Raw genomic sequence first — 12,913 nt, 5'->3', positions numbered from 1 at the left:
ACTCACGCCAATATCATACCAGCTCGGTCGCGCTCACTTATCAGCGGCTTGGCGTTTGAGGACCGCCTTCCCCCACTCCGTCTCGGCTTCGCCGAGCCACCTCTCCCCCCTCCGGAGGGAGAGGAAGGGAGCCCGCTGACGGCGGGAGAAGGAGGGAGTCTGATTGAGGAGCGTTGGCTGCAATAGGCTCGCACCCTTCCTCTACCCCGTCGATCGGGGGAGAGGTGGCTCGGCGAAGCCGAGACGGAGTGGGGGTCGACCTGCGCGGGGCGTCGTCAATTCGGGCCGGGTTCACCGCCTGCCATGTTATGACCCCACCTCGATCACAGCCTTGATCAGGCCGGACTTCTCATGCGCCCAGCGGGCGAGGTCGTGCGGCGTTTCGCCAAGCGTAGTGCGATGGGTGACGAGCTTCGCCAGCGGCAGCGCGCCGTTGCGGATCGAGGCGGCGACATGGTCGAAATCGGCGCGCAGGGCGTTGCGGCTGCCGATCAGCATCATCTCGCGCTTGTGGAATTCGGGATCGGAAAAGGCGATGTCGTCCTTGACGACGCTGACCAGGACCAGCGCTCCGCCATGCGCGACATGGGCGAACGCCGACTGCACCGACTGGGTGTTGCCGGTGGCGTCGAACACCACGTCGAAGCCATCGCCGCCGGTTGCGTCCCGCACCAGGTCGGCAGCGGTGCCTCGCGAGCAGTCGAGGGTCGCGAAGCCGAGTTCGCTTTCGGCGAAACCCAGCCTCTCCGCACTCATGTCGAGCAGCGTCACGTCGAGCCCGGCGATGCGGGCGAACAGCGCCGTGCCGAGCCCGATCGGGCCGGCGCCGATGACCAGCGCGCGCGCACCTGGATCAGCCAGCGAGCGCCGCACGGCATGGGCGCCGATCGCCAGGAATTCGATGGCGGCGGCATCGGCCAGCGACAGGCCGTTTGCCGGATAAAGATTTTGCGCCGGCACCAGGATCTGCTCGCACATGGCGCCGTCGCGGTGGACGCCGAGCACCTCGATCCTGACGCAGCAATTGGGCTTGCCTTGCCGGCAGGCGATGCATTTGCCGCAGGCGAGATAGGGATTGACGATCACCGCTTCGCCGACGGCGAGATCGACGCCCTCGCCAATCTCGATCACGGTGCCGGAAACCTCGTGGCCCATGATGCGGGGGTAGGCGAGGAACGGGTGCTTGCCTTCGAAGATGTGATAGTCGGTGCCGCAGATGCCGACATGGCTGACTGCGACCAGCGCCCAGCCGGCGGGGGGCGCGCCAGGCGCCGGACGATCTTCGAGGACAAGTTCGCCGGGAGAGCGGCAGACGACGGCTTTCATGCTTCAATCCAGTCGGTTCATGGCACCGCCGGCCCTGCTGTCGCGAGGCCGGCGGTTGTTGGGAGCGGTCTATTTGCCGCGGCGGCGCAGCCCGTCGAAATAGACGATGACGATGATCAGAACGCCGGTGATGATGCGCTGCCAGAAGGCGTTGACGTTGAGCAGATTGGCTCCGTTGTTGATGGTGGCAAGGATGAAGGCGCCGAGCAGCGGCCCGTGCACGGAGCCGACAGCGCCGAACAGCGAGGTGCCGCCGATCACCGAAGAGGCGATCGCCTGCAATTCCCAGCCCTCGGCCTGCGTCGGATTGCCGATGCCGATGCGCGAGGCAAGCAGCACACCGACGAAGGCCGCGCACAGCCCGGATAGCGTGTAGGCCATGTAGATGGTGCGCTGGACGTTGACGCCCGACAGACGCGACGCCTCGGCGTTGGAGCCGACCGAGAACAGATAGCGGCCCCAACGGCTGTGGTGCAGGAAGATGTAGGCCGGAATGCCGACCAGGATCACCATCCAGAACAGATTGGGGACGCCGGCGAAGGAACTGCGCGAGAACGTCTGGAAGGCGTCGTTGTTGATCGAGATCGAGTTGCCGTTGGTCATCAACAGGCCGATGCCGCGCAGCGAGGTCAGCGTCGCCAGGGTGATGATGAAGGGTGGCAGGCCCATCTTGACGATGCCGAACCCATGGAACATGCCGATGGCGACGCCGACCAGCAAGGTAATCAGGATGGCGAGGAAAACCGGTGTGCCGGCGTTGATCAGCATCGCGACGATGACGGTGGCGAAGCCGACCACGGCGCCGACGGAAAGGTCGATGCCGCCGGTGATGATGACGAAGGTCTGGCCGACCGCCAGGATGGCGATCATCGACCCTTGCCGCAACAGGTTCGAGATGTTGTTCGCCGAGGCGAAGCTCGGCGTCGCCACCGACAGGATGACCCACAAAAGAACCAGCAGCGCCAGCAGTGTCAGCCCGAACAGGGCGTTGTAGTTGCGTTTCGGCCTTTCGACAGCGATCGCCTCGGTACTCATATCCGTCCTCCCGGTCTTTCTTGTTTCTCGGCCAGCGCCTGGGTGAGGATCTCCTCGTGATCAGCGGTACGAAACCCATGCGTGGCCACCAGCTTGCCGCGCCGGAACACGTGCAGCGTGTCGGCGAGCTCATAGACCTCAGGCAGGTAGGACGAGATCAGGATGATGCCGGCTCCCTTGGACAGCAGCGCGCCAAACAGGCGGTAGATCTCGGCCTTGGTGCCGACATCGACGCCGACAGTCGGCTCGTCGAAGATGAACAGCTTGGCGCCATGGGCGAGCCATTTGCCGATGACGATCTTCTGCTGGTTGCCGCCGGACAGGCTGGAGGCCAGCGCGCCGCGCGTCGGCGTCTTGATGCGCAGGTCGGCGATCTGGCGATCGGCTTGCGCCTTTTCCTGCGCGCGCGAGATCAGCAGATTGCTCGAGATGCGCTTGTAGATCGGCAGATTGAGGTTGAGTCCAACCGGCAGGTTGAGGCAGAGGCCCTGGTCGCGGCGGCTTTCCGGGGCCAGCGCCATGCCGAGCCTGATCGCGTCGTGTTCGGAATTGACCTTGACCTCCTTGCCCTCCCACAGGATCTGGCCGGCCGACTTGCGGTGACGGCCATAGAGCGTGGTGACGAACTCGCTGCGCCCGGCGCCGATCAGGCCGTAGAGGCCGACGATCTCGCCGGCGCGGACGGACATCGAGACATTTTCGAAACCCTTGCCGGACAGGTTCCTGGTTTCTACAAGCATCGCGCCGGGGGTGAAATGCTCCTTGTGGTAGACCTGCTCGATCGAGCGGTTGATCATCATCTTGACCAGCTCGGCGTCATTGGTCTCGGCAATGTTCCTGGTGCCGACCAGCGTGCCGTCGCGCAGCACCGAGACGCGGTCGGCGAGCTCGAACACTTCTTCCATGCGATGGCTGATGTAGATGATGGTGACGCCTTCGCCCTTCAGCCGGCGGATCAGCGTGAACAGCTGGTCGGCCTCCTTGCGGGTGAGGTAGGCGGTCGGCTCGTCGAAGATAAGGAATTTGGTGCCGCGCACGGTGGCGCGGGCGGCGGCGATCAGCTGCTGCTGGCCGATGGTCAGGTCACCCAGCATGACATGCGCCGGCAGGTCGAAGCCGAGATCGTCGATGATCTTCTGCGCCTGCCTGACCATCGCCCGCTGCTGCAGGATGCCGAAGCGGGAATCCTCCTCGCCGAGGAACATGTTGGCGGCGACGGTGAGATGGCGGCACAGGACGACTTCCTGATGCACGGCATTGATGCCGAGCGCCATCGCTTCATGCGGCGTCGCCAATGCGGCAGGCTTGCCCTCCCAGATGACGTCGCCGGAGGTGCGCGGCATGACGCCGGTCAGAAGCTTGATCAGGGTGGATTTGCCGGCGCCGTTCTCGCCGACGATGGCGTGGATCTCGCCGGCCTTGAAGGCGAGGTCGACCGGCTTCAGCGCGTGGGTGCCGGGATAGCGCTTTTCCAGTCCGCTGAGTTCGAGGATGGTCCTGCCCGGTTCAAGCGTTGGGGCCGGATGGAGTTCCTGCGCCGTCGACATCATGACAATCCTCCCAGATTGGCCCCAAAGATTGGCCTCGCGATTGGCACGAGTGGGATGTTTCCGGGGCGAAAAGGCCCCGGAAACAGTTCACTTGCGGCTATACTCAGTCGAGCTTGGGGTTGAGCAGCGCGTCGATTTTCGGATCCTTCATGTTGGCCTTGGTCACCAAATTGGCGCCGGTGTCGACATTGGCCTCGACCTTCTCGCCCTTCGAGGCGGCGAGCGCCGTCTTGATACCGTCATAGCCCATCCGGTACGGGTCCTGGACGACGAGCGCCGAAATGACGCCGTCATTGAGGAACTTGATCAGCTTCTCGTCGCTGTCGAAGCCGACCAGCCCGACCTTGCCTGAGAGGCTGTTCTCGGCGATCGCCTGACCGACGCCCTGCGCCATGATCAGGTTGGAGGCGAAGATACCCTTGAGGTTGGGGTTGGCGGTGATCAGGTCGGTGGCAATGTTGAGGCCGGTGGTGGCCTGGCCGTCGGCGTATTTGTCGGCGACCAGCTTGAGGCCCGGATATTTGGCGGCGAGCTGTTCCTTAAAACCCTGGGCGCGCTGTTCGAGCGAGCCGGCACCGGGAAGCGCGGTGATCAGGGCGACGTCGCCCTCGACCTTGCCGCCATTGGCTTCGCCGATGGCTGCTGCAAGGCCGTCAGCGGCGACGCGGCCGCCCTGGATGTTGTCGGTGGTCAGGAACGAGGTGAAGGCCTTGGAGTCGGCACCGGAGTCGATACCGATGATCTTGACCTTGGTGGCGGCCTCGTCGATCGGCTTGCCGAGCGCCTTGGCTTCGGTCGGCGCGATGACGACGGCGGCCGGGTTGCCGGCGACGGCATTTTCGAGGATCGAGATCTGGCCGTTGACGTCGGTCTCGGCCTGGGCGCCGAGTTCCGGCACGTTGACGCCGAGGTCCTTGCCGGCCTTGCGGGCGCCGGCCAGAACGATCTGCCAGTAGAAGGAGGTAGTGTCCTTGACGATGATCGGAATGGTCACGTCGGCCGCGGATGCCGGGGCCGAATGCATCACGCCGGCAAGCATCGAGGCGGCTGCAAGTGCCACGAAGGCGCGGCGATTGAGAATGCTGGTCACGAATTTCATTAGGAGTCCTCCCTAAGTCGCCCGGTGAATGTTACGGAAGCTCCATTCGGATGGCGCGGCCCAAACGGAACTTTATCAATAAAAAACATTTACCGCATTTTGATAGTGCATCAACTCGGTCGGCGCAAGCGATGTTTGATGGCCGCTTCGAATGGCTGGGCGGAAGGGTTTTCTCCGTCGGAACTCCGTTGCCAATCTCCTCCAATATCAGCATGGAATATTAATTCCATCGACCAGTCAATATAGAATGTTCATTCTTTTTTGACTTGAGGAACTGGGAAACCTGGCGACCGCATCGTGTTCGCGACTGCAGCGGGCGTCCGGCTTAGAGCGTCGCTCCGAGGTGCCATGGCACGAACTCGTTGTCGCCGTAGCCGAACTCCTCGCTCTTGGTCTTGCGGCCCGAAGCCGTCTCGACGATCAGTTCGAAGATCTCGCGGCCCATGCCGGCGATGGTCTTTTCGCCGGAGGCGATGACGCCGCAATTCACGTCCATGTCTTCCTCCATGGTGTGATACATGGTCGAGTTGCTGGCGACCTTGATCGACGGCGTTGGCCGGCAGCCGAAGCAGGAGCCGCGGCCGGTGGTGAAGACGATGACATTGGCGCCGCCCGCCACCTGGCCGGTGGCCGAGACCGGGTCGTAGCCGGGCGTATCCATGAACACCAGCCCGTGCCCGGTGACCTTTTCGGCATAGCCGAAGACGCCGTTGAGCGGCGTCTGGCCGCCCTTGGCAACCGCGCCGAGCGACTTTTCCAGGATGGTGGTCAGGCCGCCGCGCTTGTTGCCCGGCGAGGGATTATTGTCGATGGATGCGCCATGCTTGGCGACGTGGTCTTCCCACCATTTCACATAACCGTCGAGCTTGGCGGCGATCTCGGGGGTTGCGGCGCGATAGGCAAGCAGGTGCTCGGCGCCGTAGATCTCCGTCGTTTCGGAGAGGATGCCGATCCCGCCGACGCCGGCCAGGATGTCGACCGCGGCACCCAGCGCCGGATTGGCGGTGATGCCGGACATACCGTCGGAGCCGCCGCATTGCAGGCCGACGACGATCTCGCTGACCGGGATCGGCTCACGCTGAAGCTTGCCGACCTCTTCGGCAATCTCGGCCAGCACGACCAACGCCTTTTCGACCGATTTGCGCGAGCCGCCGGCTTCCTGGATGTTGAAATGGCGTTTTCCCGCAGCAACGCCCTTCTGGCCATAGAGGGTGAGCTGGTTCACCTCGCAGCCGAGCCCGACCATCAGCACACCGCCGAAATTCGGATGACGGGCGTAGCCGGCCAGCGTGCGGTGCAGCACCATCATGCCGTCGCCGGTGGCGCTCATGCCGCAGCCCTGGCCGTGGACGATCGGGACGAAGCCGTCGATGCCGGGATATTGCGGCAGAAGCGTGCGGTTCGCCGCGTCAGCGATGGCGTGGCAGACGGTGGCCGAGCAGTTGACGCTGGCGAGAATGCCGACGAAGTTGCGCGTGCCGGCGCGGCCGTCGGCGCAGCGGTAGCCCATGAAGGTGCGGGCGCGGTCGGCCTCGGTCGCATGCACCGCTTCGCTCGGCGGCACCACCGGCAAACGCCCGCTTTCGAAAACCAGATTGTGCGAATGGACATGCTCGCCGGGCGCGATGTCCTGCGTGGCGCGGCCAATCGCCTGCGCGTATTTGACCACGGCTTCGCCGGCCGCAATCAGCTTGATCGCCACCTTGTGGCCCGGCTCGATCACTGCGGCGGCGACGGCGCCGCCCGGCAGCACGGTGCCGATCTCGATGCGGCCATTGGCGACCGCGACATTGTCGGCGGGAGACAGAAGAATGCTGTTTGCGGCGTTCACGGGAGCTTCCTGGGTGTGTTCCTGGGTGCGCGAGCGGATTGACACGCGGCTCTTAACATATAATGTCTTTTATCGTGAAAAAACATTTTTGCGTCAATTGTTTTTTCGCCAGAGCGCGACGCGTCTTTATGGATGCGCGAAGTAGGCTCTACAACCAAAACCAGCGTTGCGCATGATGTTTTCCGAAGCGGTACCGGTTTCATGCGCAAGAAACGCTTCACGTCGGACGCAAACGCCGGCGCGCCACGGGGCAGGGGATGTCGAAGAGCAACAACGTTTACAAGGACGCCTATAATCGCGGTCTGAGGCTGCTCGACGAAACCAGGAGCCTGCCTTCGGAGCCGGAGCTGGGCACGCTGCTCGGCGTCAGCCGCACGACGGTCCGCACCATCCTTGCGCGCATGGAAGAGACCGGGCTGATCGACTGGAACAAGCGCAGCAAGACGGTTCTGCGCGAACCGCGGCCGGACGATTTCTTCCCCGAGGAAGAAACCGACACGCTGGCCGAGATCATCGAGCGCTCCTTCATGCGGCGGCTGCTTGCCAGCGGTGCCGAAGCCGGAATGCAGATCAACGAGCTCGAACTGGCGCGCGAGATCGGCGTCGGCACCACCAGCGTGCGCGAATTCCTGATCCGCTTCTCGCGCTTCGGGCTGATCGAGAAGCGCCGCAACAGCCACTGGGTGCTGAAAGGCTTTACCCGCGCCTTCGCGCTGGAGCTGACCGAAATCCGCGAGATGTTCGAACTGCGCTCGGCCGCAGCCTTTGCCGCTCTGCCCGAGGACAGCCCGGTGTGGGCCGACCTCGACGGCCTGGAAGACGAGCATCACCGGCTGGCACGCGAGATCGCCGTGCGTTTCAACGAATTCTCCGAGCTTGACGAGCGCTTTCACCGGCTGATCCACCGGGCGTCGCACAACCGCTTCATCGTCGATTTCTACGACGTCATCGCCATGATCTTCCACTACCACTACCAGTGGAACAAGGCCCAGGAGCGCGAGCGCAACGAAGTCGCGGTCCAGGAGCATCTCGCCTATATCGCCGCGCTCAAATCGCGCGATCTCGCCAAGGTCGACGCCGCCTGCCGCAAGCACCTGAAATCGGCTCGCCACACGCTGCTGACATCGATTCCCGAGGGCAGGCAGCCGCTGCGCGCGTGATTGTGTTGCGTTGCCGCAGCAACGTTTTGGCGATTTTCCGGCCGCCGGCTCCGTGCTAGAGAGCTGACGTTGCTGCGTGAAGAGGCTGGTTCTTGACCATACGCCGGAGACGATCGAGCATGCCGGTCGCGTTCGCCGCGGCGTGGCTTTTCGTGCTCCAGTCGATGTTCGGCGCGTTTGCTTCCGGCGTCGAGCCGAACGCTTCCCAATTCGATGCTTTCGGCAACACGATCTGCACCCATGACGGTGCGGCGCAACTCCCCGCCGGCGATCCGCATCAGCAGCACATGCCGGCTTGCTGCATGCTTGGCTGCAACCTGGTCTCGGCGATCTACGCGCCGCCCGGTGCCGCCGGGAGCCTGTCTCGCGGCCTTTCCGTCGAAACCATCGCCTTTGTCCTGCCGGCCTTCCGGCATCGTGATTTCGCCCGCGCCCGCACTCCGTCCAATCCGCGCGCACCACCGGCGACGGCCTGATCCGTTCTGGTTCGCGCCGCGCAACGCTTGGCCGGCGCGTTTATCGACATCGTTCGCGACCGGCCATCGGCGCGATCCCCCATTAAAGTCCACGGAGCAATCATGTCTCACACTTTTCGCGCTGCCGCATCCAGCCGCAGGCGCTTCGCACTGGGTGGTTTCGAGCAGCGTCTCGGCGTCGCCCTTTGCGTTCTTGCCCTCCTGTTCGCCAGCGCCCAGACGGTGTTGGCACATGAGTTCAAGCTTGGCGATCTCGAGATCGGGCACCCCTGGTCGCGCGCCACACCATCCGGTGCCAAGGTGGCCGGCGGCTACTTCACCATCACCAACACCGGCAGTGCGGCGGATCGCCTGCTGTCGATCACCTCCGACATCTCGGCCAAGGCCGAACTGCATGAGATGAGCGTCAGCAATGGCGTCATGACCATGCGGCCGGTCACCGGCGGCCTTGAAATCCCGGCCGGTGGCAAGGTCGCATTGGCGCCCAACGGCTATCATTTGATGTTCATGGATTTGAAGCGGCAGCCCAAGGAGGGCGAAATGTTCTCCGCCACGCTGACCTTCGAAAAAGCCGGGCCCGTGCAGATTGAATTCGCCGTGCAAGGCATCGGCAGCGCGGCGCCCCAGGACGACGACTGAGTTGGCCGCTTCGAGAGGTACCATCATGAAGAAATCTCTTTTGCCCGGCTGCGTGCTTCTTGTCCTCGGGACCAGCGCGGCCTTTGCCCACATCACGCTCGAAACGCCGGAGGCAGCAGTCGGCTCGACCTACAAGGCGGTTCTTCGGGTGCCGCATGGCTGCGAGGGCAAGGCTACGACCGCGCTGCGCGTGCAGATCCCGGAAGGGGTGCTTTCGGTCAAACCGATGCCGAAGCCGGGTTGGACGCTGCAGGTCAAGAACGGCAAATACGAGAAGTCCTACCAGCTCTACGGCCAGGCAGTGACCAGCGGCGTCAAGGAGATCGACTGGAGCGCCGGCAGCCTGCCGGACGAATTCTACGACGAATTCGTCTTTCGCGCGACGCTGGCGTCCGACCTGCCGGCAGGCCAGACGCTGCATTTCCCGGTGGTGCAGGAATGTGACGGCATCGCCGATCGCTGGATCGAGATTCCGGCGGCCGGGCAGGCTGAGGACGCGCTGGAATTTCCGGCGCCCGGCCTCAAGCTGCTGCCGAAGTGAGCTCCGGCGGCGCGCTTTGGCGGATGAGCGCGCCGCTGCTCTTGGCGGTGAGATGAGCCCGGCATCCTTCCTGCGGCAAGCTTGCATGGCCGGCAACTGTTCTGGCCGGCTTCTGGCTGGGCTGCTGGCTGCCATCGTGCTGCTCGCCGCAATTGCCATGCCTGATCCGGCCTTCGCCCATGCGGCGCTGATCAAGGCCGAGCCGGCTGACGGTGCGGTGCTGGCGCAGAGCCCGTCGCAGATGTCGCTGACCTTCAGCGAGCCGGTTTCGCCGCTGGTGCTGACGCTGGTGCGGCCCGACGGCACGTCGATCCCGCTGACCTCTTTCCGGCTCAGCGGCCAGACCGTCGAGATCGACAATCCGCAGGCGCTGAAATCCGGCACGCATGTGCTGAGCTGGCGGGTCATCTCCGCCGACGGGCATCCAGTAGGCGGCTCGGTGCTGTTCTCGGTCGGTGCACCGAGTGCCGCGCCGGCCGCCTCCGAAGCCGTCGACCTGGGGCTTCGAACGGCGATCTGGATTGGCAAGGTTTTTCTGTATATCGGCCTGTTCTTCGGCGTCGGCGGTGCCTTTGCGCTGGCCTGGCTGGCGCAAGGCGGGCGATCCGGCCGGAACCTTGTCGTCGCTGCGATCCTGTGCGGGCTGGCGGCGGCACCGCTGTCGCTCGGTTTCCAGGGGCTGGATGCACTCGGTGCGCCGCTCGCCCGGCTGGCGCAGCCGGTCATCTGGCAGACCGCGCTCGGTACCAGCTTTGGCTGGACGGTGCTGATCGCGCTGATGGCGCTCGGCCTTGGCCTGTTGTCGCTGGTCGTGCCGCCCGCCGACGCCAGGCCGCTCGCCTTGGCCGGACTGGTCGGCGTCGGCGCTGCACTTGCCGCCAGCGGCCATGCCAGTGCCGCCGAGCCGCAATGGCTGACAAGGCCGATGGTGTTTCTGCACGGCGTCGGCATTGCTGTCTGGGCCGGCGCGCTGATGCCGCTCGGTCTAGCCTTGAAACGGCAGCCGGCCGAAGCCGGGCCGTTGCTGCGCCGGTTTTCGCGAGCGATCCTGTTCGTCGTGGCCGTGCTTGCGGCAGCCGGCATCGTGCTCGCCGTCATCCAGGTGCAAACGCCGTCGGCGCTGGTCCATACCGCCTATGGCCGGCTGCTGCTGATCAAGCTGGTGCTGCTCGTCTTTCTGTTCACGCTCGCTGCCGTCAACCGCTTCAAGCTTACGGTCCCCGCCGAGGCGGGAAAGACGGAAGTCCAGAGGCGACTGGCCCGCTCGATCGGCATCGAGGTGCTGATCGTGCTGGCGATCTTCGGCATCGCCGCCGGTTGGCGCTTCACGCCGCCGCCGCGCGCGCTGGCGATCGCCGCCGCACAGCCGGCATCGGTGCATATCCACACGCTGCAAGCGATGGCCGACCTCAGCATTGCGCCCGGCCATGCCGGGCCTGTTGCTGCTTCGATCTTCATCATGACCGGCGATTTCGGCCCGCTCGACGCCAAGCAGGTGACGCTGGTGCTGTCAAAGCCCGATTCCGGCATCGAGCCGATAAAACGCCCGGCGACGAAGCTTGGCGACGGCACCTGGCGCGTCGACGATCTCGTCATTCCGGTCGCCGGCCGCTGGACGGCGCGGCTCGATATCCTGGTCTCGGATTTCGAGATGGTGAAGATAGAGGCGCCGATCGACATCAGGCCGTGACGAGAGCGCTGGTCCACGCAACTCAATTCGGCGAGACGGTTGACGCGGCCTTGAAGGCCCGTCAATCATCGCCATCAAGAATGGGCGTCCAACCCAATCGCGGCTCAAAGCAACAAGATCCGAAAGCAGGGAAGAAACAATGGAAAAAGCCGAAATCGGCCTGATCGGCCTTGGCACGATGGGCTCCAACCTGGCGCTCAACATCGCCGAGAAGGGGCACCGCATCGCCGTCTTCAACCGCACGGCGGCGCGCACCGATGCCTTTGTCGAAAATGCCGGCGCGCTCAGGGATAGGGTGGTGCCTTGCTACAGCCTCGAGGAACTGGCCGCCGCGATCCGGCCGCCGCGGCCGATCGTCATCATGGTGCTGGCCGGCAAGCCGGTCGACGAGCAGATCGCGGCATTGCGTGGCGTGCTGTCGGCCAACGACATCGTCATCGACGCCGGCAACGCCAATTTCCGCGATACGATGCGGCGCTTCTCGGAGCTTACCGATTCGGGCCTGACCTTCATCGGCATGGGCGTGTCGGGCGGCGAGGAGGGCGCTCGCCACGGTCCCTCGATCATGGTCGGCGGCACCGAAGAGTCCTGGAAGCGCGTCGAAAAGGTGCTGACCGCGATCTCGGCCAAATTCAAGGGCGAGCCTTGCGCGGCGTGGCTTGGCACCGACGGCGCCGGCCATTTCGTCAAGACCATCCACAACGGCATCGAGTATGCCGACATGCAGATGATCGCCGAGATCTACGGCATATTGCGCGACGGGCTCGGCATGGGGCCGAAAGAAATCGCCGAGGTGTTTTCCCAGTGGAACACGGGCCGGCTCAATTCGTACCTGATCGAGATCACCGCCAAGGTGCTGGCCGCCGACGATCCCAAGACCGGCAAACCGGTGGTCGACATCATCCTCGACCGCGCCGGCCAGAAAGGCACCGGCAAATGGTCGGTGATCGAGGCGCAGCAGCTCGGTATCCCGGCCACCGCGATCGAGGCGGCTGTGGCGGCACGCGTGCTGTCGTCGATCAAGGACGAGCGGCTTGCCGCCGAAAAGGTCTATGGCGGCGGCGTGAGCAAGATTTCCGGAGACAGGGACGCCCTGCTCGGCGACCTCGAGCTGGCGCTGTTTGCCGGCAAGATCGCCGCTTACGCGCAGGGCTTCGCGGTGATGAGCGGCGCGTCGAAGGAATTCAACTGGAACCTGCCGATGCCGGTGATCGCCAAGATCTGGCGGGCCGGCTGCATCATCCGCTCGCAATTGCTGGATACGATGGCGGAGGCCTTCGGCGCCGGCGGCGCAGCCACCAACCTGTTGATGGCGCCGGCTTTCGTTTCATTGATGCAGGAGGCACATCCGTCGCTTCGCCGTGTCGTGGCAAGGGCGGCCGAAGCCGGCTCGCCGGTGCCGGCCCTGTCATCCGCACTTGCCTATTTCGACAGTTACCGGCAGGGCCGCGGCACTTCGAACCTGATCCAGGCGCAACGCGATTTCTTCGGCGCGCACGGCTTCGAGCGCATCGATGGGCAGGGCGCGTTTCATGGGCCTTGGGGGAGTGGCGCGGCGGGTTAGCG

Annotated in this window: 11 protein-coding genes; 6 read left to right on the top strand and 5 right to left on the bottom strand. The window is 64.5% G+C overall.

Features of this window, described 5'->3' with window-relative positions:
- Positions 1-306: 306 nt before the first annotated feature.
- The 5 genes from AC0L2Y_RS26150 to AC0L2Y_RS26130 all read right to left on the bottom strand — a co-directional run bounded on the left by AC0L2Y_RS26150 (position 307) and on the right by AC0L2Y_RS26130 (position 6,841).
- Positions 307-1,326, bottom strand: coding sequence for a zinc-binding alcohol dehydrogenase family protein (locus tag AC0L2Y_RS26150; protein WP_473560481.1), 1,020 nt, complete (start codon positions 1,324-1,326; stop codon positions 307-309).
- Positions 1,327-1,395: 69 nt separating this feature from the next.
- Positions 1,396-2,361, bottom strand: a complete 966-nt coding sequence (locus AC0L2Y_RS26145; RefSeq protein WP_473560480.1) for an ABC transporter permease — start codon at positions 2,359-2,361, stop codon at positions 1,396-1,398.
- Positions 2,358-3,911: a sugar ABC transporter ATP-binding protein gene (locus AC0L2Y_RS26140; RefSeq protein ID WP_473560478.1), complete on the bottom strand. Its 1,554-nt coding sequence runs from the start codon at positions 3,909-3,911 to the stop codon at positions 2,358-2,360. Before AC0L2Y_RS26140 ends, AC0L2Y_RS26145 begins: the two co-directional genes overlap by 4 nt.
- A 103-nt stretch (positions 3,912-4,014) precedes the next feature.
- The gene (locus AC0L2Y_RS26135) at positions 4,015-5,010 is read right to left on the bottom strand and encodes an ABC transporter substrate-binding protein (protein WP_352491760.1); all 996 of its coding nucleotides are present in this window, start codon (positions 5,008-5,010) and stop codon (positions 4,015-4,017) included.
- 325 nt (positions 5,011-5,335) lie between these two features.
- A complete protein-coding gene (locus AC0L2Y_RS26130) occupies positions 5,336-6,841 on the bottom strand; it encodes a UxaA family hydrolase (RefSeq protein ID WP_473560477.1) in 1,506 nt (501 codons plus the stop codon).
- 257 nt (positions 6,842-7,098) lie between these two features.
- Here AC0L2Y_RS26130 and AC0L2Y_RS26125 point away from each other — a divergent pair, with 257 nt between their 5' ends.
- From AC0L2Y_RS26125 to gndA, 6 genes are all read left to right on the top strand, one after another.
- The gene (locus AC0L2Y_RS26125) at positions 7,099-8,001 is read left to right on the top strand and encodes a GntR family transcriptional regulator (protein ID WP_352491758.1); all 903 of its coding nucleotides are present in this window, start codon (positions 7,099-7,101) and stop codon (positions 7,999-8,001) included.
- A gap of 119 nt (positions 8,002-8,120) precedes the next feature.
- Positions 8,121-8,477 carry a DUF2946 family protein gene (locus tag AC0L2Y_RS26120; RefSeq protein ID WP_473560475.1) on the top strand — a complete coding sequence of 119 codons (357 nt, stop codon included), beginning with the start codon at positions 8,121-8,123 and terminating at the stop codon, positions 8,475-8,477.
- 102 nt (positions 8,478-8,579) lie between these two features.
- The gene (locus AC0L2Y_RS26115; protein ID WP_473560474.1) at positions 8,580-9,116 is read left to right on the top strand and encodes a copper chaperone PCu(A)C; all 537 of its coding nucleotides are present in this window, start codon (positions 8,580-8,582) and stop codon (positions 9,114-9,116) included.
- 25 nt (positions 9,117-9,141) lie between these two features.
- Positions 9,142-9,657: a YcnI family copper-binding membrane protein gene (locus AC0L2Y_RS26110; RefSeq protein ID WP_473560472.1), complete on the top strand. Its 516-nt coding sequence runs from the start codon at positions 9,142-9,144 to the stop codon at positions 9,655-9,657.
- Between the two features lie 52 nt (positions 9,658-9,709).
- A complete protein-coding gene (locus AC0L2Y_RS26105) occupies positions 9,710-11,347 on the top strand; it encodes a copper resistance CopC/CopD family protein (protein WP_473560470.1) in 1,638 nt (545 codons plus the stop codon).
- A gap of 139 nt (positions 11,348-11,486) precedes the next feature.
- Complete coding sequence (gene gndA, locus AC0L2Y_RS26100; RefSeq protein ID WP_473560469.1) at positions 11,487-12,911, top strand: NADP-dependent phosphogluconate dehydrogenase; 1,425 nt, start codon at positions 11,487-11,489, stop codon at positions 12,909-12,911.
- The last annotated feature ends 2 nt before the right edge of the window (positions 12,912-12,913 follow it).

The organism is Mesorhizobium sp. WSM4830, from assembly GCF_055811495.1.
This window is presented reverse-complemented; position numbering and strand designations above follow the sequence as displayed.